Origin of the sequence: Clostridium cadaveris, assembly GCF_020911725.1 — a bacterium.
GTDB classification, from domain to species: domain Bacteria; phylum Bacillota; class Clostridia; order Clostridiales; family Clostridiaceae; genus Clostridium_X; species Clostridium_X cadaveris.
Genome location: NZ_CP076620.1, coordinates 2,613,468 through 2,638,195, shown reverse-complemented (window position 1 = coordinate 2,638,195; position 24,728 = coordinate 2,613,468). Strand labels below are relative to the sequence as shown.

General features: G+C 30.7%; 26 protein-coding genes. 17 read left to right on the top strand and 9 right to left on the bottom strand.

Features of this window, described 5'->3' with window-relative positions:
• The 3 genes from isdE to KQH81_RS12590 are packed head-to-tail and all read left to right on the top strand — an operon-like array spanning nucleotide 1 to nucleotide 2,706.
• On the top strand, nucleotides 1-909 hold the full coding sequence (isdE, locus tag KQH81_RS12600; protein WP_027639213.1) for a heme ABC transporter substrate-binding protein IsdE: 909 nt from the start codon (nucleotides 1-3) through the stop codon (nucleotides 907-909).
• Nucleotides 910-928: 19 nt separating this feature from the next.
• Nucleotides 929-1,921, top strand: coding sequence for a FecCD family ABC transporter permease (locus tag KQH81_RS12595; protein WP_027639212.1), 993 nt, complete (start codon nucleotides 929-931; stop codon nucleotides 1,919-1,921).
• On the top strand, nucleotides 1,918-2,706 hold the full coding sequence (locus KQH81_RS12590) for an ABC transporter ATP-binding protein (RefSeq protein ID WP_027639211.1): 789 nt from the start codon (nucleotides 1,918-1,920) through the stop codon (nucleotides 2,704-2,706). The genes KQH81_RS12595 and KQH81_RS12590 overlap by 4 nt, the downstream gene beginning before the upstream one ends.
• 139 nt (nucleotides 2,707-2,845) lie before the next feature.
• Here KQH81_RS12590 and KQH81_RS12585 read toward each other — a convergent pair whose 3' ends face one another.
• From KQH81_RS12585 to KQH81_RS12565, 5 genes are read right to left on the bottom strand one after another with little or no spacing between them, the layout of a single operon-like run.
• Nucleotides 2,846-3,298 (bottom strand): NUDIX hydrolase, encoded by a 453-nt coding sequence (locus KQH81_RS12585; protein ID WP_268254235.1) that lies wholly within the window; start codon nucleotides 3,296-3,298, stop codon nucleotides 2,846-2,848.
• Between the two features lie 25 nt (nucleotides 3,299-3,323).
• Entirely contained in the window at nucleotides 3,324-3,857 is a 534-nt protein-coding gene (locus tag KQH81_RS12580) for a DUF7010 family protein (protein WP_027639209.1), read from the bottom strand.
• Nucleotides 3,858-3,908: 51 nt separating this feature from the next.
• On the bottom strand, nucleotides 3,909-4,661 hold the full coding sequence (locus KQH81_RS12575) for a methyltransferase domain-containing protein (RefSeq protein WP_027639208.1): 753 nt from the start codon (nucleotides 4,659-4,661) through the stop codon (nucleotides 3,909-3,911).
• A 58-nt stretch (nucleotides 4,662-4,719) separates the two neighbouring features.
• Nucleotides 4,720-5,124 (bottom strand): GNAT family N-acetyltransferase, encoded by a 405-nt coding sequence (locus KQH81_RS12570; protein ID WP_035770898.1) that lies wholly within the window; start codon nucleotides 5,122-5,124, stop codon nucleotides 4,720-4,722.
• The gene (locus KQH81_RS12565) at nucleotides 5,124-5,795 is read right to left on the bottom strand and encodes a hypothetical protein (RefSeq protein WP_027639206.1); all 672 of its coding nucleotides are present in this window, start codon (nucleotides 5,793-5,795) and stop codon (nucleotides 5,124-5,126) included. Before KQH81_RS12565 ends, KQH81_RS12570 begins: the two co-directional genes overlap by 1 nt.
• Nucleotides 5,796-6,089: 294 nt before the next feature.
• Here KQH81_RS12565 and msrB point away from each other — a divergent pair, with 294 nt between their 5' ends.
• From msrB to KQH81_RS12540, 5 genes are all read left to right on the top strand, one after another.
• A complete protein-coding gene (gene msrB, locus KQH81_RS12560; protein ID WP_027639205.1) occupies nucleotides 6,090-6,536 on the top strand; it encodes a peptide-methionine (R)-S-oxide reductase MsrB in 447 nt (148 codons plus the stop codon).
• Nucleotides 6,537-6,642: 106 nt separating this feature from the next.
• The gene (locus KQH81_RS12555) at nucleotides 6,643-7,599 is read left to right on the top strand and encodes a carbohydrate kinase family protein (RefSeq protein ID WP_027639204.1); all 957 of its coding nucleotides are present in this window, start codon (nucleotides 6,643-6,645) and stop codon (nucleotides 7,597-7,599) included.
• A gap of 229 nt (nucleotides 7,600-7,828) precedes the next feature.
• Entirely contained in the window at nucleotides 7,829-9,097 is a 1,269-nt protein-coding gene (locus tag KQH81_RS12550; protein ID WP_035770897.1) for a sugar ABC transporter substrate-binding protein, read from the top strand.
• Nucleotides 9,098-9,179: 82 nt separating this feature from the next.
• Nucleotides 9,180-10,058: a carbohydrate ABC transporter permease gene (locus tag KQH81_RS12545; protein ID WP_035770896.1), complete on the top strand. Its 879-nt coding sequence runs from the start codon at nucleotides 9,180-9,182 to the stop codon at nucleotides 10,056-10,058.
• A complete protein-coding gene (locus KQH81_RS12540; RefSeq protein ID WP_035770895.1) occupies nucleotides 10,055-10,903 on the top strand; it encodes a carbohydrate ABC transporter permease in 849 nt (282 codons plus the stop codon). The genes KQH81_RS12545 and KQH81_RS12540 overlap by 4 nt, the downstream gene beginning before the upstream one ends.
• 25 nt (nucleotides 10,904-10,928) lie before the next feature.
• On the opposite strand, the gene KQH81_RS12535 is transcribed toward KQH81_RS12540, so the two are convergent.
• Entirely contained in the window at nucleotides 10,929-11,987 is a 1,059-nt protein-coding gene (locus tag KQH81_RS12535) for an ABC transporter ATP-binding protein (protein ID WP_027639200.1), read from the bottom strand.
• A 261-nt stretch (nucleotides 11,988-12,248) separates the two neighbouring features.
• Between KQH81_RS12535 and KQH81_RS12530 the strand changes: the two genes are divergently transcribed.
• The 4 genes from KQH81_RS12530 to KQH81_RS12515 all read left to right on the top strand — a co-directional run bounded on the left by KQH81_RS12530 (nucleotide 12,249) and on the right by KQH81_RS12515 (nucleotide 15,532).
• Nucleotides 12,249-13,556, top strand: coding sequence for an SPFH domain-containing protein (locus tag KQH81_RS12530; RefSeq protein ID WP_074845888.1), 1,308 nt, complete (start codon nucleotides 12,249-12,251; stop codon nucleotides 13,554-13,556).
• Nucleotides 13,557-13,567: 11 nt separating this feature from the next.
• Nucleotides 13,568-14,257 carry a hypothetical protein gene (locus KQH81_RS12525; RefSeq protein WP_027639199.1) on the top strand — a complete coding sequence of 230 codons (690 nt, stop codon included), beginning with the start codon at nucleotides 13,568-13,570 and terminating at the stop codon, nucleotides 14,255-14,257.
• Nucleotides 14,258-14,296: 39 nt separating this feature from the next.
• Entirely contained in the window at nucleotides 14,297-14,752 is a 456-nt protein-coding gene (locus KQH81_RS12520) for a hypothetical protein (protein ID WP_027639198.1), read from the top strand.
• A gap of 111 nt (nucleotides 14,753-14,863) precedes the next feature.
• Entirely contained in the window at nucleotides 14,864-15,532 is a 669-nt protein-coding gene (locus tag KQH81_RS12515; protein WP_027639197.1) for a hypothetical protein, read from the top strand.
• A gap of 69 nt (nucleotides 15,533-15,601) precedes the next feature.
• On the opposite strand, the gene KQH81_RS12510 is transcribed toward KQH81_RS12515, so the two are convergent.
• The 3 genes from KQH81_RS12510 to KQH81_RS12500 all read right to left on the bottom strand — a co-directional run bounded on the left by KQH81_RS12510 (nucleotide 15,602) and on the right by KQH81_RS12500 (nucleotide 18,871).
• Entirely contained in the window at nucleotides 15,602-16,627 is a 1,026-nt protein-coding gene (locus tag KQH81_RS12510) for a PTS sugar transporter subunit IIC (protein ID WP_230029289.1), read from the bottom strand.
• Nucleotides 16,628-16,731: 104 nt separating this feature from the next.
• Nucleotides 16,732-17,586 (bottom strand): response regulator, encoded by an 855-nt coding sequence (locus tag KQH81_RS12505; protein ID WP_027639195.1) that lies wholly within the window; start codon nucleotides 17,584-17,586, stop codon nucleotides 16,732-16,734.
• On the bottom strand, nucleotides 17,567-18,871 hold the full coding sequence (locus tag KQH81_RS12500; protein ID WP_074845890.1) for a sensor histidine kinase: 1,305 nt from the start codon (nucleotides 18,869-18,871) through the stop codon (nucleotides 17,567-17,569). The genes KQH81_RS12505 and KQH81_RS12500 overlap by 20 nt, the downstream gene beginning before the upstream one ends.
• 157 nt (nucleotides 18,872-19,028) lie before the next feature.
• Between KQH81_RS12500 and KQH81_RS12495 the strand changes: the two genes are divergently transcribed.
• The 5 genes from KQH81_RS12495 (at nucleotide 19,029) to mglC (ending at nucleotide 24,612) form a co-directional block, all read left to right on the top strand.
• Nucleotides 19,029-19,955: a DUF7916 family protein gene (locus KQH81_RS12495; RefSeq protein ID WP_027639193.1), complete on the top strand. Its 927-nt coding sequence runs from the start codon at nucleotides 19,029-19,031 to the stop codon at nucleotides 19,953-19,955.
• An 85-nt stretch (nucleotides 19,956-20,040) separates the two neighbouring features.
• Nucleotides 20,041-20,448 carry a hypothetical protein gene (locus KQH81_RS12490; protein WP_230028356.1) on the top strand — a complete coding sequence of 136 codons (408 nt, stop codon included), beginning with the start codon at nucleotides 20,041-20,043 and terminating at the stop codon, nucleotides 20,446-20,448.
• A 252-nt stretch (nucleotides 20,449-20,700) separates the two neighbouring features.
• Entirely contained in the window at nucleotides 20,701-21,756 is a 1,056-nt protein-coding gene (locus tag KQH81_RS12485) for a galactose ABC transporter substrate-binding protein (RefSeq protein WP_027639191.1), read from the top strand.
• 74 nt (nucleotides 21,757-21,830) lie between these two features.
• Complete coding sequence (locus KQH81_RS12480; protein WP_027639190.1) at nucleotides 21,831-23,330, top strand: sugar ABC transporter ATP-binding protein; 1,500 nt, start codon at nucleotides 21,831-21,833, stop codon at nucleotides 23,328-23,330.
• Between the two features lie 43 nt (nucleotides 23,331-23,373).
• Nucleotides 23,374-24,612 carry a galactose/methyl galactoside ABC transporter permease MglC gene (gene mglC, locus KQH81_RS12475; RefSeq protein ID WP_027639189.1) on the top strand — a complete coding sequence of 413 codons (1,239 nt, stop codon included), beginning with the start codon at nucleotides 23,374-23,376 and terminating at the stop codon, nucleotides 24,610-24,612.
• Nucleotides 24,613-24,728: the final 116 nt, after the last annotated feature.

The following is a 24,728-nucleotide window of genomic DNA, read 5'->3' as shown; positions in this document are numbered from 1 at the left end:
ATGAAAATAAAAAGAATGATCACATTATTTATTGCCATAGCTACAGCACTTACTATGTCTGCATGCAGCAATGAGGAAAAAACTGATAAAAATATAAAAAAAGAAGATGATAAACCAATTGTTGAGGAGCAGAAAGATACTGTTGTAGCTACATCTGTAGCTGTAGTTGAAATATTAGATAAATTAGGAGTGAAATTAGCAGGGGTTCCCGAAACCTCCTATACTCTTCCTGATTCTACGAAAGAAGCTACCAAAATAGGAAATCCAATGAATCCAGATATGGAAATAATAAAATCTTTAAATCCAACAGTTACAGTTGCGACAGATACTCTTGGACAAGACTATAAAAATCTATTTGAATCAAATAATATTCCAAGTATATTTGTAGATTTAGATAGCGTAGATGGTCTAAAGAAAAGCATAAAAGATTTAGCAAAAAGATTTAATAAAGTTGAAGATGGAGACAAGATTTTAAAAGAATTAGAAGAGAAGGAGAATTCTTTTAAAGATTCATCAAAATCATCGCAATCAGCTAAAAATATAATGATAGTTTTTGCGGCTCCAGGTGGAGTGAATATGCTTGCTACAGAGGAAAGTTATATTGGTAATTTAGTTAAAATTGTTGGAGGAGAAAATGTAGTAAAAGAAACTTCTGGACCATTTGTTTCATATAGTAGAGAAGCTTTATCCCAAATGAATCCTGACAAAATCATAGTTATGACCCATGCAATGCCGGAAAAGACTGAAAAAGAATTTAAAGAGACATTAAATACTGATGCTGCATGGAAAGATATTAAAGCAGTGCAGGATGGAAAGGTAGAATTTTTAGATAGAACTTATTTTGGAATGAGTGCGAACTTAAAAGTAATAGAAGCATTGGATATTTTAAGTGACATAATATATAAGTAAAAGAAATATAAGGTGGCATATGAAGAAAATAAGTGAAAAAAAGAAAAGAATATATATAGTCGCTTCCTTATTAATATTGGCAGGGCTTATTTTATACTCTTTAAAGGTTGGCAGTATAAATATATCTTTCAGTGAATTAGTAGAGGGATTTTTAAATAATGCTAATGAAGGTAATATAAAGATAATAAAAGACATAAGAGTTCCAAGAGTGCTATCTGCAGTATTGATTGGATGCAATCTTGCAGTTGCAGGTGTGCTTTTACAAGCCGTAATAAGAAATCCATTAGCGGATCCTTATATAACAGGTATATCATCAGGAGCTTCCCTTGTAACAGTTCTGATAATGATTTTTATACCATCTCTTAATATGGTTAGACCGCTCATGGGATTTATGGGAGGAGCAATATCCTGTGCTGTTGTTTATACATTTGCCTTTAAAAGAGAATTATCACCTATTCGTATCGTTCTAGTTGGATCAGCAGTAAATGCACTTCTAGGAGGAATAACTTCTCTTATGACCACAAGTGCAGGTATAGGAGGAAACAGCATCCAACGATGGCTCACGGGAAGTTTGGCAACAATAAAAGTAAATGATTTAAAAATCCTATTTTTCTATTCTTTTCTTGGAATAATAGCAGCTCTATTTTTAAGCAAAAACTGTAATATTATTAGTTTAGGTAGAAAGAATGCCAAAAGTTTAGGGGTAAATACGGATTTTCAAATGATATTTATAACAGGAGTTGCAGTGTTTTTATCAAGTGTATCAACAGCTATAGGTGGAACAATATCCTTTGTTGGACTGATAGTTCCACACATGTGCAGAATTATTATAGGATCAGATCATAAATATTTAATTCCATTCTCTGGAATAGTAGGAGGGATACTTCTACTTTTAGGGGATACTCTTGGTAGAGGAATTATGAAGCCTAATGAAATTCCAGTAGGAATTATAATGTCAATAATAGGGGCACCATTCTTCTTATATCTTTTGAGGAGGAGTGATTTAAAATAGAACTAGAAGCAAGAAATATAAGTTTTTCTTATGAAGGGAAATCTTTTATAAAAAAATTAAACTTAAATATTGAGGAAGGGAAAATTACTACGATAATTGGACCAAACGGAAGTGGAAAATCAACATTACTTTCTTTGCTATGCGGAATAAATAAAAGTATAAGTGGTGATATACTGGTGAATAAAAAAGATATAAGAAAGATAAAAAATAAAGAATTAGCTAAGATTATATCTACTGTCCATCAGCAAAACTCAGTTCCAAGTGATTTAACAGTTTATGAGCTTGTTAAATACGGCAGAATGCCATACAAAAAAGCATTTGAAGGCTTTAATGATGAAGATGAAGAGATAATTCATTGGGCTATCAAATCAACCGGCATGGAAAAATTTCTTGATAAAGAAGTCATGTGCTTGTCAGGTGGAGAAAGGCAGCGAGCTTTTATAGCTATGGCATTAGCACAAAAGACTGATATATTGGTTTTGGACGAGCCAACCACTTACTTAGATATATATCATCAAATTCAAGTATTAGATATAGTTAAGAAGTTAAATAAAGACAATAAAACTACTGTCTTAATGGTACTCCATGATATAAACCAGGCACTGCAATATAGCGATAATATCATAATTATGAATGAGGGAAAGATAATAGCGCAAGGAAGAAGTGAAGAGGTTATAAATTGTAATATAATAAAAAGAGTTTACGGAGTAAATGGTATAATAAAGACAGATGAAGATATTAAAAGAAGTTATTTTATTCCTGTAGAAAGCGTATGCAATATGTAATTGTTTCATAAAAAGTATAATGGGTTTAGAATTGATGGACTTCATTTTAATCTGAAAAATCTTAAGAAAATATATAAAAGATAAGAAAAAAGCAATCTGTTAAACTTAAATAACGGATTGCTTTTTATATATGATATTATCATTCCACATAAACAAAATGTTCTACCTTATTTAATCCCTGAGTAAGATATTTTTTTGCTTCAATAGGATATAATTCTATAGTTTCTATGTCTTTAGTATCAATCCAAGAGAATTCTAATTTAAATGACTCATCATCTAATTGCTCTGTCCCTAAAAATGTTCCATCAAGAGGTATAGTTATCTTATCCATTAGCAATATATTATAAAATAAACATATCTGATGACATGGCTTATCTCCCCATGGAAAGAATATTTCACCAACCCATCGTAATTCATCTACCTTTATATCTGCATTTATTTCTTCTTTAAATTCACGCACTAATGTTTCTTCGTTTGTTTCGCCAAGGGCAACATGACCACCTGGAATTGAATATACTGTATCATTTTGAGGTCTTTGTAATAGAACTTTGCCATTATGGATCAATATTCCAGCAACCCTATAACTGAAAATATAATGATCTGTTTTAAATATAACTCTATATCGAAAGATTTTTATTTTCTATTTTGAGACATATACTAAATAAAATTTCTATTACCATCATCAATGCTGCAAGTACATAAGGGGCAAAATTTAAGCCAACGATAAGTGATAAAATTGGAATTACAATAGATAAAAACATATAAGACCTAGATTTATATAACCAGCTATATGGTAACAAATGCGCTCCAAAAATCATTGCTAGTACCATTAGCATTTTTTCAGGCACTGTTGGATATATCCACATAGCTATCAATAAGTATAGCATTTGATTTGCAGAAAAGAGAACCCCTAAATTAGTTAAGGGATTCTCTTTGTTTTGAAAATCTATATTAACTAGTTTGGATATTAAGAATGCTAAAGGCATTAGTGGGGCTGTACAGAAAAATGTAAATAAATTTTTAGTTAAAATAGGTAGTGATGTTAAATGAATGATTAATACAGCAAACCAAATAATGATAGATGCTAATATGAAATGTAATCCTTTTTTTTGTTTAACCGCACAATCTAAGCGTAATTCGTCTAAATTCATAATAAATCCTCCATATAAATAATTTATTAGATTGTATTTGCCTTAATACTATTAAGGCTTTTTTGCTAAATACAAAACTATCGTGTCATAAAGCTTTATATTATTACCAAAACTTAAAATAGCTTCCTTGATGCCAGTGTAAAAATTTGATTTATAAGGTTCAGTAAGAGTTAAATGAGAAGCATGTGTACTTATCCATGATATATACTCATCAGCATTAAGTTCTCTTATTTTGTGATAAGTAAAGCATTTGATATCAGTAAAACCATATTTTTTAGTATTGTTGTAATTTAAATTGCATGTATATTCTTTTTCAGGACGAAAATATTCAGAGTATACTTTCTGTATTCTTGAATACAAAAGTTCATTATCACTTTTTTCATCTGTTCGAGTTAACATCATTGCAAAAGTTCCTTTGCTTTTTAGGATATCATAAACTTTTGAAAATCCAATTTCTTCTGGAATCCATTGAATTGTGGCAGCTGAATAAACTAAATCAAATTGGCGATTATCAAAATCATAATTTTCAAAATCAGCATTTACAATTTCAAAATTATCGTATGAACTAAACTTATTTTGTGTGTATTTTGCAAGGTTTTCACCAAGTTCAATTGCTAAATATGAGCAGCGTGTTTTTAATATTGGCTCGGTAGCTTGACCTGTTCCGGGACCAATTTCCAGGGAGGTTTTACTAGAATCAAGCTTTGAATACTCAATAAGATCTAAGAAAAGTTCATCACAATAACGAGTTCTCCATTTATCAAATTCTTCAGGAATGCCATCGAAAACCTTCCTAAAATCCATAAAAACACCTCTTGATAATTACTAGTAATTTAATATTTTCATAATTTATTATGTTTATTTATCTCATATATCCTATGATATTCATATCTTCCAATTTTTTTAGGTTAAATGACTTATAAAACTTGTTGTCAACTACATCTTCTATATCAGTCAAAACTATGAACATTCTTACTGTAGAGTATTTTTGCATTATAGAATTAAAAAGATATGTCCCAATTCCACGTTTTTGATATTCTGGATCAATAATTAAGTCTTGTACCATCAAAATATGTTCTCCATCTCCAACACATCTGATAAAACCTATAAGTCTAAAATCATCAAATGCTCCCATAGTATATAATGAATTATCAAATGCTCTTATTAGTTTTTCATCGTCATTTAAATAAGCATTCCAAGATTCTTTTTTATAAATATTCTTTACTGATTCAATCATGGACGAATCAAATTCCTTATAAGTAATCATTATATTAATTTCTCCTTTTCAAATATTTTGTTTTTGATACGAATGCTAGCTTCAATATGCATTATCCAATGTCTTGAAAATGGCATTTGAATTAAACCTTGTATGTTTTTACTACACCAATAATCAATTAACCAAATTGAATTTTCATCATCGCTTACAACTTTTAGTGAACGAAGCATTTCTTTATCTTTTTCTGTCATTTTAGTTTTTAGATCTTCATAGGAAAGTTCTTTTAATAGGTTTGTTGTAGAAACATCTACATCATAAATATACTGATACAACTCATCTAAATCTAACTTAGAAGAGAAGGTTGAGATTTCTTGTTTTACTAATTCATTGCCAGTTGTAATAATTGACGATTTCATTCTATTGCAATAATCATGTTGAAAAAATATCTGAACATCCTTTTTTATCAAAGAGTTAGCAACAATATCTTCTATTCTAAAAATATGATATAGAGAATAAGCGATTGTTTTACTATGATAACCATTTGCGTTTATAAATGGAATTGCATTAAAATTTTCTCTACTTAACACATTTTTAAAATAAAGTATCTGCTTCATTAATTCTTTCCTTAAAATAATTAAGGTTTCAATGCCTAAATAGAAGGTATCTTTTTTCTTTATTTGTAATTGAGTTTTTTTATTTAATTCAGACCATTCTTTATTCATAAAATCCTCCTAGAAATTTTATTTTTTCTGAATAATATGACAGATGTCTTTCCTTTCAAAACCTCACTATTTTTAATAAGTTAATAAATTTTTACTTTACTATGAATTCCAGTTAACAATATTATACTTAATAAGTTATAAATTAACAAATACATTTCTAAGATACTTTTTTTCTAACATTAATTAAATAAAGCAACTTATGATTTTATTAAACTTTGATGCTTTAAATATTATTTGTATATAATAAAGAAAAGGATTAGTATATACAAATAATATAAATGTAAGGGGTGTATTATGGATAAAAAATATGAAAAAAAGAGCAAAGAAGAATTAAAAGAAATTTTAACAGAGATACAATATAGAGTTACTCAAGAAAATGCCACTGAGAGACCTTTTGTTAATGAATATGATGATTTATTTGAGGAAGGAATCTATGTAGATATAACCACTGGAGAACCTCTATTCACATCAAAGGATAAGTTTGATTCAGGATGTGGGTGGCCAGCATTTACAAGTCCTATTTCTAGAACTGTGATAAAAGAAAATATAGATAAAAGCTATGGTATGGTTCGTACTGAGGTGAGAAGCAAAAATGGAGATGCTCATTTGGGACACGTATTTTGTGATGGACCAGAAGAAAAGGGAGGGTTAAGATACTGTATTAATTCTGCTTCTTTAAAATTTATTCCAAAGGATAAAATGAAAGATGAAGGTTATGAAGAGTTTTTAAAATACATATAGTTTTCCCTATTAATGAGCTTATATATACAGATGTGTTGAAATTTGTAGAGAAATAATGTATAGTATTTAAGCGGATAATTTAGAAAAATGTAGGGAGAACTGGATTATGATTAGGGAAAATGAACCATATATATTAGTTTTTGGTGCATCGGTTTATGATATTTTTGGGTTTACATATAAAAATTACAGATGCAAGGATTCAAATCCTGGCTCAGTAAAGGTATCCTTTGGAGGAGTCTGTCGAAATATTGCAGAAAATATGGCTAGGATTAACATAAATACTAAGCTTATATCTACATTAGGAAATGATGAAAAAGGAAAGAGTATACTAAAGTATGCTGAAAGTATAAACTTGGATATGAGTGAATCTATTGTCTTAGATGGAGAATCTACTCCAACATATATGGCTATACTTAATGAAGAGGGAGAAATGGAATCTGCAGTTGTTGACATGACAATAACTGATAAATTAACTGAAGAATTTGTTGATTCAAAGAGTGAGATCATAAAGAATTCAGAATATATAGTTGTTGATTGCGATAATCCGAGTATTTTAGAGTATATGCTTACAAAATATAATGGAAGTACAAGATTTATATTAGATCCTGTATCTGCTGCAAAAGTTCAGCGTGTTAAGCATTTAATAGGAAGGTTTCATACTATTAAACCTAATAGACATGAGGCAGAGGTTTTATGTGGATTTATTATAAAAGATAGCGATGATGTAAGAAAAGCTGGAAGATATTTTTTAGAATTAGGAGTCAAAAACGTATTTATAAGTTTAGATTCTGAGGGTATTTATTATAATGATGGAAATAAAGAGGGATTTGTAAAAGCTCACGATGTTTCTGTAATAAATGTGACAGGAGCAGGTGATTCCTGTGTAGCTGGAATTTGCTATGGATATATGAAAAGTTTAAATGTGATAGATACATTAAAATATGCAATAGCTATGTCTGCAATAACAATATCTCATAAAGAAACCATACACCCACAAATGGATTGTGGATTAGTGGAGAAATATTTAAAGGAATTGAGATTCTCAGAGATTGAATGTAAATAGTTGTTTGGAATATAACTGGAAGTATTCATTTCCAGTTATATTATTTTTTGTTTGTTATGTATTCTTTAAGAACTTTAAGAGAAAATAAGTTTATAAGTATTTGAAAGCTAAATAGAAAATAGTTATTTATAGAAAAAAACTATAAGTAATTTTTTGTATTAATTTGTATAATAACGTATTTTTAAGTATCATATTAATATAAAATAAAATTATTTTGGGAGGACAAATAATGAAGAGACTTAAGTCGATCTTAGTAATCGTTATGAGCTTTACAATGGTAGCTAGTTTATTTGTTGGATGCTCTAAAGGTGAAGAGAAAAAAGATGCTGCTAAAAGTTCAGGAAAAGAAATAACATTTATGATTCCAGAGTGGGGTGCTCCATCTCAGGAAATGCTTAATGAATTCGAAAAAGAAAGTAGTATTAAAGTAAAGGTAAATACTGTGAGCTGGGATGATATTAGAGATAAAATCTCAGTATCGGCAGCAGGAAAAACTGCGCCAGCAGATGTTGTTGAAGTGGATTGGTCATGGGTTGGAGAATTCCAAAGTGCTGGATGGCTTGAGCCGCTTAAGATTTCTAAAGAAGATATAGAAGATATGCCTTCAATTCAGTCATTTATGGTAAATGATGAAGTTTTGGCAGTTCCTTATGCTAACGATTTTAGAATAGCTTACTACAACACTGAACACTTTAAAAAAGCAGGTATAGATGCTGAGCCAAAGACTTGGGATGATATATATAATTATTCTAAAAAAATAAAAGAAGATAATGTTACAAAATACCCTTATGCTATTCCTCTAAGTGCTGAAGAATCAACAACTACATCATTAATATGGTTAGCTTTTGCTAAAAATGGAGTAGTGTTTAATGACGACAATACATTAAACAAAGAAAGTGTTTTAGATGCATTAAAATATATTGATAAGTTAAACAAAGAAGGATTAGTAGATCCTATAAACAGAACTTCAAAAGGTATGGATGCCTATCGTAAATTAACAAAAGGTGAAGCTAGTATGTTAATAGGACCTACATCTTTTGTTGGTCGTGTTAATGATCCTAAAGAATCACAAGTTGTAGATAAGGTTACTCCTATAATGCTTCCTGGCAAAAGTGATAAATCAGACAAAACAATGGCATTACCAGAAGGAATAGGTGTTACTAAATACTCTAAAAATAAAGAAGCAGCAGAAGAATTCGTAAAATGGTATACATCTGCTAAAATGCAAGAACAGTTATTTGAAAAAAATAATTCAATACCAACTAGGACTACAGTTTTAGAAAAACTAATAAAAGAAAATAAAATTAAAAATTCTGGTGCAATGTTGGAACAATCAAAACTTATAAAATCACCATTTCCAAAAGGCGTACCTAACTATTATACTGAAATGAGTACAGCTATGTTTAATGCTGTAAATAAAATGGTGAATGGTGAACTTACTCCAGAAGAAGCTTATAATCAAATGGAAACTAAGATAAACGAATTGGCAAAAAAATAAATTAAATACAAATAACATAATATAAAATTTCAAGGATTGTCTATTGACAGTCCTTGAGTCTATTTTATGAAGGGAGAAAAGTATGATACAAAGGCAAAAGAAGTTTCCCTATCTACTGCTTATTCCTAGTATGATAATAATGATAGGTCTTGTTATAGTGCCTATAGTAGCTACATTTTTTTTAAGTCTTGAAAGATACAAGCTAACAGAGCCTCAAAATAAATCTTTTGTTGGAATAAAAAATTATATAGAGGTATTGCAGAGCGAAGGCTTTAGATATTCTCTAGTTAATACTTTGTTTGTGGTTATAGTAGTTATTATTATATCATTGATATGCAGCATTGCTGTGGCTTTAATATTAAATAAAAAAGTACGACTAAATGGAGTTTTAACAGCTATAGCAATACTTCCTTGGGCATTGCCACCTATAGTTAATGGAATAGTATGGAGATTTATATTTTATCCAGGGTTTGGATTTATGAATAAAATGCTGTTTTATTTTGGAATAATTGATGAGCCTATAACTTATACAATAAATAGATTTATGTTAATGTTTATAATAGCATTAATTGTATCGTGGAGAATCATACCATTTTGTGCAATTATATTTCTATCAAATATGCAGTCTATTCCAGAAAATCTTTATATATCAGCTAGAATGGATGGGGCAAATAAGGTTCAAGCATTTTTTAAAATAACGCTACCATTACTTATACCTTCATTCATAGTAGTGATGACTAATATAACAATAAGTGCTATAAATGTATTTGATGAGGTTATTGCTTTATCTGGATATAGCGACATTGGTCAAACTCTTTTAGTTTACAACTATGTAAATACATTTAAATTTTTAAATTTTGGACTAGGAAGTGCAATTACATATATAATTATGCTTATATCAGGAATAGCAGGATATTTCTATGTTAAAAATATTTATAAGCCAATAGGAGTGAGAAGATGAACAAGTCTAATTTAATTGAGAAAACAGTTTATGTATTTGCTGTGATTATATTTGTAGTTTTTTCTGTTGGACCGATTCTATGGTGTTTGATAGTAAGCTTAACTCCTGAAAATGAAATGTTAAAAGAAACTGCTAACTTTTTTCCAACTCAATTGATATTTGATAATTATAAAATATTACTTTCAGCAGGTACAAGTCAACATGAAACTTTTTTTACTGCATTAATAAATTCTTTAAAGGCAGTAGGAATAACATTAACATTAGGAATACCTTGTTGTGTTATGACAGCATATTCGCTTTCAAGATTTGAATTTAAAGGAAGAAAAGCAATAAAGACATTTTTATTAATCACCATGGTGATACCTCTATTTACAACTATTATACCGTTATATAAAATATTTTCTAGCTTTGGTTTATTAGATAACATTTTTTGGCTTTCTATGGTGTATGTTTCATCTTTTTTGCCTATTACAACGTGGCTTTTATGCAATTATTTTGAGTCTATACCTAAAGAGCTTGAACATGCTGCATTAGTGGATGGATGCGGAAATATGAAAATATTTTTTAAGATAATACTCCCTATTTCTTACCCCATAATATTTGCATGTATTTTAATAATATTTCTTTTAACATGGAATCAGTTCCAAATACCTTTAATACTTGCTTCTTCTGAAGCTACAAAGCCTTTAAGTATGATAATGGCTGAATTTATGACTAAAGACTCTATACAATATGGTATTACAGCAGCAGCTGGAATACTTGCTATAGTGCCGCCTGCATTAGTTGCTATTATATTTAGAAAACTGCTCATATCAGGACTTACTCAAGGTTCAGTAAAAGGATAAAGCTAAAGCTTAATTTGCTTTAGCTTTATTTTATTCTAGATCCGTCTTTGGGATCAAATATAAATATTCCAGGATGTTTGAAAAGCAGCTTTACAACTTCATCCTTTTTAACAGTTACACTAGATGGAACAGTAATTTTTATCTTTATATCATCAATAGATAAATCAATAAGCTTTTCTCTACCAAGGGTATAGAAGTTTTGAATTTTTGCTGAGATATTATAATCATCCCCCTCTGTTAGACTAATACTTTCAGGCCTTATACCTAAAATAACATCTTTGTTATTAATTTCTTTTGGAAAATCATATTTTATTTTAATATTTCCATCAGTAATTAAATAATTGTTTTCTACTTTGCCGTGAATTTTATTAATAGAAGGATTTCCAATAAAACCTGCAACAAATAAGTTATTAGGATTGTTATATAATTCTTCCGGAGTAGAGTACTGCTGAACAACTCCTTTATCCATTAAAAGTATTTTATCAGAAATAGTCATAGCTTCTTCTTGATCATGAGTTACAAATATAGCAGTTATATTTGTGCTTTTTTGTATGTTTCTAATTTCTTCACGCATTTCTATTCTAAGCTTTGCATCAAGGTTTGATAAAGGCTCATCTAAAAGAAGTATCTTCGGCTCTTTAGCAAGTGCTCTAGCTATTGCAACTCTTTGTTGCTGACCTCCAGAAAGCTCTTTTGGTTTTCTATGAAGCATAGAATCAATATGTACAAGATTAGCTAATTCATTTATTTTTTTTGTTCTTTCTTTTTTGGAAATCTTTTTTATCTCAAGGGGAAACCCGATATTTCTTTCAACACTCATATGAGGATATAGTGAATAATTTTGAAATACAAGCCCTATATTTCTTTTTTCAGGAGGAATATTCGTAATATCTTCATCATCAAAAAATATTTTTCCTTTAGTACCCTCTAATATACCTGAGATAAGATATAGCATGGTACTTTTCCCACAGCCACTTGGACCTAAAAGGCATATAAGCTCACCATCATTAAATTCAACATTTAAATTATCAATGGCTGTAAAATTGTTGAATTTCTTTGAAAGATTCTCTATTTTAACTTTCATAGTGCATCACCTCAAAATAATTATTTGCCATAATGTAATAATATCAGAAAAAGTGATAAAGCGGTATTTGATTATTAAATAGAAAATTTTCATATAATAAAGAATTTTATATAATAAAAATTATATCTAACTTTGAATATAGGAGATTATATTATATAGTGATAGTATAATATTAATTAATATTTCATAATTAGTTAATATAGATAATTGGAGTAATATAATATTTGAAATAATAACTTTATTATTACGGGGGGAAGACTTATGGCAATTGTAGATGTAGTAAAATATAATGGGGGACCAGATGTGCTAGCGTGGAAATATCCTAGTGAGGAACTTGGAACATGGACGCAACTTATAGTAAACGAATCTCAAGAAGCAATATTATTTAAAGGTGGAAAAGCTTTAGATGTATTTGAGAGTGGAAGACATACTTTAAGTACAGCAAATATACCTGTTTTAAATAAAATCGTAAATTTACCATTTGGAGGACGTTCTCCATTTACTGCTGAAGTATGGTATATAAATAAACTATTTTCATTAGACATCAAGTGGGGAACAGCAACTCCAATTCAAATTCAAGACCCTAAGTACGGAGTTTTTGTTCCTATAAGATCAAATGGAATGTTTGGTGTACAAATAGAAGATTCTAAGAAGTTTTTAGTAAAGCTTGTTGGAACAATGGGAAGCTTTGATAAGAATACTTTAGTTAAATATTTTAGAGGACTTTATATAACAAAGGCTAAGGATGCAATTTCATCATATGTTATAAATAAAAAAATTAGTATCTTAGAAATAAATGCTTATATAGATGAACTATCTTCCTTTATGAAAGAAAGAATAGAACCAGTGATGGAGGAATATGGAATAAGACTTTTGAACTTTTATGTCAATGATATAAGTCTTCCAGAAGATGATCCTGCTGTTTCAAAATTGAAGGAAGCTTTAGCAAAGCGTGCCGAGATGAATATCATAGGATACAGCTATCAACAAGAACGTTCCTTTAATACTTTAGAAGGGGCTGCCAAAAACCCAGGAAGTTCTTCTTCTCAAATAATGGGAGCAGGATTAGGCCTTGGTATGGGAGTAGGTCTTGGTGGAACTGTAGGAAATGCTTTTGGTTCTATTTCAGGGGAAATAAATACTAGCAACAAATCTGCTATGAAAAAATGTCCTAATTGTCATGATGAAATTGACGCAGATAAAAGATTTTGCGGAATTTGTGGATTTGATACTTCTCAAAAAGAAGAGAAGAAGGAAGAGAAAAAGAGGCTTACATGTTCTAATTGTGGATGCGATATAAATGAAAATGTGAAATTCTGCCCAGAATGTGGAAATAAATATAATCCATGTCCAGAGTGTGGATATGATATGGAAGAGGGTGCAACAAAATGCGCAGGATGTGGTTATGAGCTTCCTAAGAAGTGCCCTAAATGCGGAAATAATGTACCAGCTAATGTGAAATTCTGTCCAGAATGCGGAGAAATGCTAGCAGCACGATGTACAAAGTGTAATGCTATAGTTGAAGGAAATCCTAAGTTTTGTCCAGAGTGTGGAGAAAAACTACAATAAGGAGGGATAGTATGAAGAGGAGAGAAAAAGCATTTTCTATTTCAGGAATTTTAGTGATATTAGTAACTATTTTATTATTTTTCATAACAACTCAAGAAAGGACTACAATTACATGGCTTGGATTTTGCTTTCTTATCATAGCTGAAATTGTTTTCTTTGGTGGTATGATATTTATCGAAAAGTCAGCAAAAGAGTTATCTCAAATAATTGTAAGATCAGGTTTAGGGTCAACGATAACTATATATGCAATTGCTTCAATAATAGTTTCACTTGTATATATGAATTTCTTTAGGGATTCAATAATATCATTCTGTGTGATACAAATACTTTTATTAGCTATATCAATGATTTTGGGAATAGTCTTTTATACAAGTGGGAAAAGTACAAAATCTAATGATGACATGATAAATGATGCTTCAGCTATGATAAATAAAATGCTTAGTAAAATGAAGTTATTAATGTCTAATAAAGAGTATAAAAATGATCTTGAAAAGCTTTATGACAGCTTAAGATTTAGTGATACATCAACCTTAGTAAAAGCGGATTATGAGTTAGATGATAAAATTAAAGATTTAGAAAGTGTATTTTCAAAGGATGATGAAAATAAAAATGAAAAAATAGATACTTTACTCAATAATATTTCAGAACTTATAAATAGAAGAAAATCAGAAGTTATGGAATCTAAGAGAGGAAGCATATAATAAAAGGTTAATACAACGATTGGATTTGGGAGGATAAAAATGAATAATTCTAAAGCAGCAGTTACTGTGAGCAGCATTATATCAAAAATTCAGATGGTATGTGGAGTACCTTGTATACTTTTGGGAATAGTGGGAATAGTATCTAGCATAGGCCATATGAAAACAGAAGATATAACTTTTATAATAATTTTTCTTGGAGGAGGTTACTTACTTATAAGGAACGGCAGGAGAAGAAAGAAATTAATTCAAGAATTCAAAAAGTATGTAATCTATATTTCAGAAAATCCATTTGGCTCTATTTCTGATTTAGTTATGTCAATGGGAAAGTCTGAAGATGAAATTAGGAAAAATTTAGATATTATGATAAAAAAGAAGTATTTTACCAATGCTTATGTTGATTTAAAAGAGAATAGAGTGGTTATTTCAAATGCAAAACCGGTAAATAATGTACCTGGAAATTACACAGCTCCTACAATAAATCCAGATGATATTTAATACGTTTCTATTACATGTCCAAGCTGTGGTGGAGTAAATAAAGTTGAAAAAGGAACTGTATATGAATGTGATTTCTGTGGATCTCACATTAATGGTTAGGAGTTGGCAAAGATGAGAAATGAAAAAATAAAATCAAGTTCATGGGCATTTATAATTACAATGTGCATTCTATTTTGGCCTGTAGGTTTTTATTTATTATACAAGAAGCTTTCATCAGATAAGTCTGTAGTATTAAAGAATAGTAAAACTGTAAAGATAGTAGGTATTGTATTTATCGCTTTATCAATTATCTATATAATTATGGGGCTGACAGGAGAATTGAAAGATTCAAAGGGGAATGCTCCAGTGGGAATTATTATAATAGTAATATTGTTCTTTGGATGTGGCGGAGTATTCATGATTCGTACTTCTAAAAAAATGCAGCTTCAAGGAGAGAAATTTAAGAAATATATATCTATAGTAATTAATAATAACGAAACATCAATAGATAACATAGCATCTGCTATGAATGTAAGCTATGAAGAGGCGATAAATGATCTTAAAATTATGATTGATAAGGGATATTTCTTAAATGCATATGTAGATTTAGGTTCAAGAGAATTTGTAATTAGAAAAAAACAATATGAGCCTATAAATGTTAAGAAAAACTCTTCGGTTAATGAAGTAAAAGAGGAAAAACCTAAGATGAAGGTTGTAGTATGTAAGAATTGTGGTGGAAATAACACCATATTAGAAGGAGAAATTTCTGAATGTGAATTTTGTGGTTCTCCATTAAGTTAATAGTTTAAAAAGAAAATGGGTTGTATCAAAATTTATTTTGATACAACCCATTTATATTAAGTAACAATTTTATGCACATGATGATGTTTCAACTAAGTTGTCTTGCTTTACTGCCCTATTTTTAAATACAATGCTTCCAACAAATCCTGCTAGACTTCCTCCTAAAATTGCGAAGAATAAAGCACCTATTACAGCCATTGGAGGGTTAAAAGCAAATGGAGCCATAAGTCCTGGTATAGGAGATGCAGTTCCGGGTGCATTATTAATTATACCAAATACAGCAGCGGAACTTCCTGCTAGTCCACCTCCAAAGAAATTAGAACAATAAATTGGAATTGGATGAGATGTAATAATGTCAGATTGGGTTAATGGTTCAAGCATAACAGCAATTATGTTACTCTTATTACCTAATTTTAATCTATGGAAAATCAATCCGTTTGTAAAGGATCCTCCAACACATGCTATAGCTGCAATTCCCATTGCAAGTCCTTGTAAGCCTAACATAGCAGTTAATGCCATAGAGCTTAAAGGAGAAGTACAGATCATCTTAATAATTCCACCTAACAAGAATCCCATAACTAAAGGAGATTGCTCTGCAGCAGCTGCAATTGTTCCACCAATAGTAGTTAAGGTAGCGTTTACAGCAGGGTCAACTAAGATTACTATAAATCTAGCTAAGGGAGCAATAGCAAGAGCTCCTAATATTATATTTAGCCCTTCAGGAAGTTTGCGTTCGATAATTGGTGATATAAGTCCTACGATATAGCCAGCGATGAATCCTGGTAAGATTCCATAACCTCCAACTGCTACACCAGCGGCAACTGCAAATACAGGATTTGCTCCCATGCTTATAGGAACCATGATAGCAGCAGCAACACCGCCCATACTACCTGAGACAGATCCTATTTCTCTAAAGAAAGCAAGTCCGAATAAGTCTCCACTAATATATTTATGAACTGCTTCAACTAAGAAAGTTGCAACTGCAGCATTAGCCATACCAGACATGGCTTTTTGGCCTTTTGGCATTTTTAAACTGAAGAATGAAAATCCTGCTAATGTTAATAATAATAGTCCTATTCCTGAAACAATCGTCATCATAATTTGTTCACCTCATATTATTTTTTTTATTATTTGGATTAATTTAATAATAAATATGAAGTTTCAAAAGATTACAAAAAGTATCAAAAAAAATAATTTTATTAATTTTTACTAAAAGCCACTAATGAATTTAGAAAATTTTTGATTTTAACATTTCCGTGACGTTCACTCTTACCACGAATATAGTTCATTTCCTTACGTACCTGCTCAAAATTATAAATTGAACTAGCATATTCTATGAAAGTATCATTTGAATAATCCTCAATACCTAGATTAGCTAAATTCACCATTCCAGCGATAGCTGCCCTTCGGATTCTCTGCTCTACAGACTTAGGGGAATCGCTAAATTTGCTACATAATTCATGCAAGGTAGACTCTCCAACGTGCTCCTCATGTTTTACTAAATAGTCTACTAAAGCGATAATATCTTTACTGCCATGATCACCTAGAATACCTAATTTTTGAAGTATGGATTTTAATTTTGTAATATGTTTAGGTTCTCTAGTATTAAAATTAAATGGAGTAGCTGGCTGTACAGAGCCTAATTCTTTTTCAAAAATATTTTGCATTTTAAGCAGTGTACGGTTCATAGATAAGGTTTGAATTACGTTATTTAAAACTGTTACTACCTCCACACCATTTATAGGTTTTTGTATGAAAAATTCAACACCACTTTCATAAGCGCTTGCAATCATATCTTTAGAAGACACTTGAGATAACATAATAAATGCAGTATCAAGTAGAAATGATTTTGCCTTTTTCACAAAAGTGATGCCGTCCATTTCAGGCATTAAAAGGTCAACAATTATTATATCAGGATTACATAGTTTTACATCAGAAAGTGCATCTTCTCCATTATTGCAGGTACCGCATACACTTCCTAACTGACGGTCTTCAATAATCATTTTTAAAATATTTACAACGTTTTTATCATCATCAATAAGATACAATTTCATTTGCTGTTCCCTCCAAATTTTTTTTAGATAACTGCACATAAAAAGTAGTTTGATTTTTTTCAGACTCAACCCATACTTTACCTTTAAATTCTATTTCTATTATATCTTTTACTAAGCTAAGCCCTAAGCCTCTATTGATTTCTCCGGTGGAATAATTAATCTTTGTAGAGAAGCCTGGAGAAAATATATCGTTGATATTGTCTGAATTAATCCCTTTTCCAAAGTCTGTTACAGAAAAAATATAATGATGCTCAAATTCTTTTTCTCTAACGACAATTGTGCTATTTTCAGAAATGCTTGCCTCTAATGCGTTAGTAAACAAATTATTAAAAACAGACATTAAATAATAAGGTTTGTTTGTGTACAGATTTTCATCACATTGAACATCTATAGTTAATTGCTTTTTTTGAGTCTTTGCTTCACGCATATGTACGTCTTGAAGTATATCAAACATTTCAGAAATATACATTCCTCTGTCACGCAAATCATTATTTAAAGCTTCGGAAATACCACGCATGATAAGCATATATTCTTTCTTTATTTCATGAATATCTTTTGCAATGCCAAGAGCTGTTCTAGACAGATTTTCATCTATATTATCACTTTTCATTCTTTCAAAGAGTTGATAAGAATCATTCATAGTATGTTCTATTAAAGAAGTGTTTTTTTGCATCCATATAACTTCCCCTTTAAGTCTAGAAATTAGAAGAAGCAATTTTTTGTATCTTTCAGCATGTTCTTTATTAATGATTGCAAAACTATAAGAATCAATTGCAGTTATAATTGACCATATCAATAATGTACGTATTAAAGCTACTACCAAAATACTAAATTGCACTTTAAAAGTGAATACATCCAAATGAACACGATATGATAACTCAACAAAATTTGCACAATAATCCATGATTAATAATGGCATAAAACATCTATTTTTATGAAGTATACAACCTTTATATTTGTAATAAAAATAAAGCAAACAACCATATGTTAAATAAAATAAAACTTCAGGAAAAGAATTTTTAAAAATATGCATGTAAAAACCATATTGCATCCAATTTAAAAGTGAACGTGATAAAAAAACTCCAATGGAGGATAAAAAAGTCACAGGAATGATGGGGAAATCATCCAAAAGAAAAAGAAGTACTGGAAATAAAAAAATTCCAATAGAGATTTTAAAATCTGTTACAACTAAGTTGATTTTTATTTGTGCTAGAAATACGACAACAATACTGAAGAAAAAAATTCTATTCCAAAATGAAAGTCGTTCATAGTAAGATTTCGACATCTTAAATACTCCTTATTAACTAAATATATAATATATAGTAACATATAAGATGGAATTGCGCATATATTTATATGAATTTTTGAAATATTTGCTTAAAATAGTTTGAATTTGTGTTATAGTGTAAATGAAATTGCGTATTTAAAAGGAGGAATAAACTATGGTAAAGAGAATACTTGATTGCACAACTAGTGATTTTAATAAGTTTACAAAAGAAGATTGGTTAACATCTATAGCTGGTAGTGAAGGTAGAGTTTTAGCTTCTGAATGTATTGGAATAACAACACCTATCTTGGGAGATGTAACAAACGCTGAATTTGCAGCAGCTATGGGAGCTGATATTCTTTTATTAAATATGTTTGATGTACAAAAACCATATATTGCTGGACTTCCAAAAGTTAAACCTTGTGATACAATTAGTGAAGTTAAAAGGCTCACAGGAAGAATGATTGGAATAAATCTAGAACCTGTAGAAGATGAAATTGCTAAAGATAATTCTGATACACTTTGGGCTATGTCAGAAGGCAGAAAAGCTACTTTGGCTAATGCAGAAAAAGCTTATGACATGGGAGTTAACATGATACTTCTTACAGGAAATCCGGGTAATGGAGTAAGCAATAAAGCAATAGTTGATTCACTAAAAACAATTTCTAAAAAACTTGGAACTAAGATAATTTTAGCTGCGGGGAAAATGCATGCATCAGGAATTATAACAGAGGGTGCGGAAAATATAATAACAAAAGAAGATATTAAAAGTTTTAGAGAAGCTGGTGCAGATATAATATTGCTTCCAGCACCAGGAACAGTTCCCGGCATAACTATGGAATATGTAAGGAATCTTATATCATATACTCATAGTTTAGGGGCATTAGCCATAACAGCTATAGGAACTTCTCAAGAAGGAGCTGACCTAAATACAATACGTCAAATAGCTTTGATGTGTAAAATGGCTGGCACTGATATTCATCACATAGGAGACAGTGGATATCCTGGAATGGCTACACCTGAAAATATACAAGCCTATTCTGTAGCGATTAGGGGAGTTAGACATACCTATCATAGAATTGCAATATCAATAAATAGATAGATATTTACAGTAAGAGGATAAGCCAGTATAATGATAGTGAAAAGTCTTAATTAATCGACAAATTGCCGAGGAGGAAGAGATTATCATGGAAACCAAAGAAAAACTTAAGAATTTAGCTGAAGAGGCTGTAAGTTTAATCAAAGAGTTTGATGAGGTGGATATATTATCAGAGGATCTATTTAATGAAATCAATATAAAGGAGAATGGAAGAGCTATAGCAGTTGATGATGTTTTTGAAGGTAAGGCTGAATATCCATTAACTAAAATAAGCTCAGTATTCGATATATGCATGAGGGGATGGGGGCCAGATCCTGCAGGCTTTTATGACGCCTTAGAAGAAGCTAAATTTGACCTGAAAGACAGCATTACAAAATTTAGCAAAGATGAATTCAAAAAGTATGCTGGAGACTTAGCCTATGCAGAATATAGATGTGAGGCTATATACGAAAGATTAAAGGATATAGAAGAAGAAGCAGAAAAAATTGGAGCATAATATAAAAAATGGACTATTGGATTAATCAATAGTCCATTTTTGTGTTTATTAACAGCTTAAAGATAAAGAATAATCAAGGGAGTTTTATATAATATATATTTCTAAATCAATATATATTATATAAAACTTCTAAGAATTTTGAAGATTTTTCGTAGAATATTATATGGAAAATAAATGGGAAACATAATATTATTAATATATGTAAACGTTAACTTAATCTGGATAAAAAGTTATTAAGATGGGGGAATGAAAATGAAAAAAGTTAAAAAGTTATTAGCAATTGCATTATCAGTAACTGCAGTAACTGCTATGATGGCAGGCTGTGGAAACAGTGATAGTAAGAAATCAGGGGATTCAGGTTCAAAAGTTTTAATAGGTTCTGCTATATACAAATTTGATGATACATTTATGACAGGAGTTCGTAATGCTATGCAAGGAGAAGCAGATAAACAAGGTGTTACTCTTGAACTAGTTGACTCACAAAATAAGCAGCCAACTCAAAATGAGCAAGTTGATACATTTATCACAAAGGGAGTAAATGCTTTGGCAATCAACCCAGTTGATAGAACAGCAGCAGCTCCAATTATTAAAAAGGCTAAAGACAAGAAACTTCCAATAGTATTTTTAAATCGTGAGCCAGAGAAAGCTGATATGGATAGCTATGATAAAGTTTGGTACGTTGGAGCAAAGGCAGAGGAGTCTGGAAAATTATCTGGAGAGATAATATCTGATTACTTTAAGGCAAATAAGGGAGCAGACAAAAATGGTGATGGAGTTATCCAATATGTAATGTTACAAGGAGAACCAGGACACCAAGACGCAACTTTGCGTACAGAATATTCAATCAAAGCTATAGAAGAAAATGGTTTTAGAACAGAAAAACTTGCTGCTGATACAGCAATGTGGGATAAAGCAAAAGCTACTGACTTAATGAAAGCATTCATAACTGGACAAGGATTAGACAAGATAGAAGCAGTTATCTGCAATAATGATGACATGGCATTAGGTGCAATAGAAGCCTTAAAAGCTGAAGGATACAACAAGGGAGATGCTGCAAAGTATATACCAGTTGTAGGTGTTGATGCTACAGCTCCAGCATTACAAGCTATGAAGGAAGGCTCTTTATTAGGAACAGTTTTAAATGATGCCGATAACCAAGGTAAAGCTACAGTTGCTATAGCTGCAGCAGCTGCTAAAGGAAAAGAAATAAATAAAGACACAATTGGTTATGATGTAACTGATGGGAAATATGTATGGATTCCTTATGTAAAGGTTACTGTAGATAACTATAAGGACTTCATGAAATAATTAGTATGAATTTTAAAAGGATGTGGAATCTTTGGATTTCCCATCCTTATCTTTAAGAAAAGGAGATTTTGTGGATGGGTGAAGAATTTGTACTGGAAATGAACCATATAACAAAGACATTCCCAGGGGTTAAAGCTTTAGACGATGTTTCATTAAAAGTTCGCAAGGGAACAGTTCATGCACTTATGGGTGAGAATGGAGCAGGAAAATCCACATTGATGAAGTGTTTATTTGGAGTTTATGATGAAGACGATGGTGAAATTATATTAGATGGTGAAAAAAGAAAGATTACAACATCTAAACAGGCATTAGACCTAGGTATATCAATGATACATCAAGAGCTACATCCAATAAAGTTTCGTCCTGTTATGGAAAATATTTGGCTTGGTAGATTCCCAATGAAGGGTATAGTAGTTGATAAAAAGGCTATGATAAAGAAAACAAAGGATTTATTTGATGAGATTGAACTCAATATAAATCCAGAATCGCTTGCTGGAAGTCTTTCAGCATCTAATCTTCAATTGGTAGAAATAGCTAAGGCAATTAGTTATAATTCAAAAATAATAATTATGGATGAACCAACATCATCTCTTACTGATAATGAAACATATCATTTATTTAAAATAATAAAAACTCTTAAAGAAAGAGGATGTGCGGTTATATATATTTCTCATAAGATGGAAGAAATTTTAAAGATATCTGATGAAGTTACTATTATGAGAGATGGAAAAAATGTAGGTACATGGGATGCTAAAGAATTGACTACAGATCTTATCATAAATCGTATGGTAGGAAGAGACTTAACTAATAGATTTCCAATAAAAGATTATGTGGCAGGTAAAGAAATTGTTCTAAAAGTAAATAATTTGTGCTCAGATAATCCTAAATCATTTCAGAATATAAGTTTTGAATTGCATAAAGGAGAGATATTAGGAATAGGCGGGCTTGTTGGAGCCCAAAGAACGGAACTTGTTGAAGCTATATTTGGACTTCGTACAATTCAAAGTGGGAATATCGAAAAAGATGGAAAAGAAATAAAAATAAAATGTGTTAATGATGCTAAAAAACAAGGTTTTGCACTTTTAACTGAAGAAAGAAGAGCAAGTGGAATATTTGGTATATTATCTGTACTTGACAATACTGTTATAGCAAATCAGAAAAAGTACTCCACTTTAGGAGTACTTAATGACTCTGAAAGATATAAAGCTTCAGTAGAAACAAATAAGGGACTTAAAACTAAGACGCCAAGTCAAAGTGAACTTATGGAAAATCTTTCGGGAGGAAACCAGCAAAAGGTGCTTATAGCACGTTGGTTACTTACAGACCCAGAAATTCTTATATTGGACGAGCCTACAAGAGGTATAGATGTAGGAGCTAAATTTGAAATATATACTATAATGCATGAGCTAATCAAAAAGGGTAAATCAATTATCATGATTTCCTCGGAAATGCCTGAACTGTTAGGTATGTCAGATAGAATAATGGTTATGTGTGAAGGACGGCTTACAGGATTTTTAAATCAAGAAGAGGCAGACCAGGTTAAGGTTATGAATTACGCAACAGCATTTATGTAATAGGTATATAAATTGAAATTATCATGGAAAGTGAGTGATATGTATGGAAACTTGTGCGAGTGGTGGAAAGATAATTTCCCGTAAGGATTTTGGAAAGAGATTCCTTATCATAGGCTTAGTACTTTTAGTATTGGCTGTAGCATTAAAATTTATATTAGATCCTAACGTATTTTTTGATTTATATCTTTATGTAGGAGCCGTAGCTGTTGCTTCTATAATTTATGGAGCAAAGCAGACGTATAGCAAGAAAAATGAAGGAGTTCCAGTTGAAATTTCTGCTAAAACAGCAAAAAGATTTTTAACTAATAACGCAATAATATTAGCTTTATTAATGCTTGTTGTGGTTATAATGATAATTCAGCCACGGTTTATGCAATATAAAGTAATGCTTGATATATTGACTCAATCATCAACAAAAATGATAGTTGCTTTAGGAATATGTTTTACATTGCTTATTGCAGGTACTGACTTGTCAGCTGGACGTTTAGTTGGACTATCTGCAGTAATCTCAACATCAATGCTTCAGACAGCAGACTATGCTAATAGATTTTTCCCAGATATGCCCCAAATAGCATTGATACTTCCTATAGTTGCAGCAATACTTGCCTGTGTACTATTTGGAGCACTTAATGGTTTCTTGGTAGCTAGATATGATATGCATCCATTTATTGCAACATTAGCTGTGCAAGTTATGGTATATGGTGCATGTTCTCTATATTTTGATATGGAACCAAATAGATCACAGCCAATAGGAGGAATAAGACCAGACTTTATTGCCTTAGGTCAAAAGAAATTACTTGAAATTGGGGAATTTCCAGGAATATCGATACTTGTTCCTATAGCATTAGTTTTTGTAGTTTTAGTTTGGTTTATATTAAACAAAACTGTGTTTGGAAAGAATGTTTATGCTATAGGCGGGAACCGTGAAGCAGCAGTTGTTTCAGGTGTAAATGTATTTGCAACTATAATGGGAATATTTATCTTTGCTTCATTTTTATATGGGGTAGGAGGTATTCTTGAAGCAGCAAGAACTGCAGGAGCTACTAACCAATATGGAGCTGGGTATGAATTGGATGCTATAGCCGCCTGTGTTGTTGGAGGTGTTTCTCTAAATGGAGGCGTAGGTAAAGTAAGCGGAATAGTATCAGGAGTTCTGATATTCACCGTAATTCAGTATGGATTACAATTTATAGCTGTAAGTCCAATGTGGCAGCAGGTTATAAAAGGTGTAATTATAGCTGTAGCGGTTGCTATAGATATGACAAAGTATAAGAGAAAATAAACTTTCAAATCAGCCTTAAGGATTATATAATCCTTAAGGCTGATTTTATAAATAGTTTATGTTTTAATATAATGTTAGATTTTCATAGTGATAAATTTACTAATGCAGATGTTGTA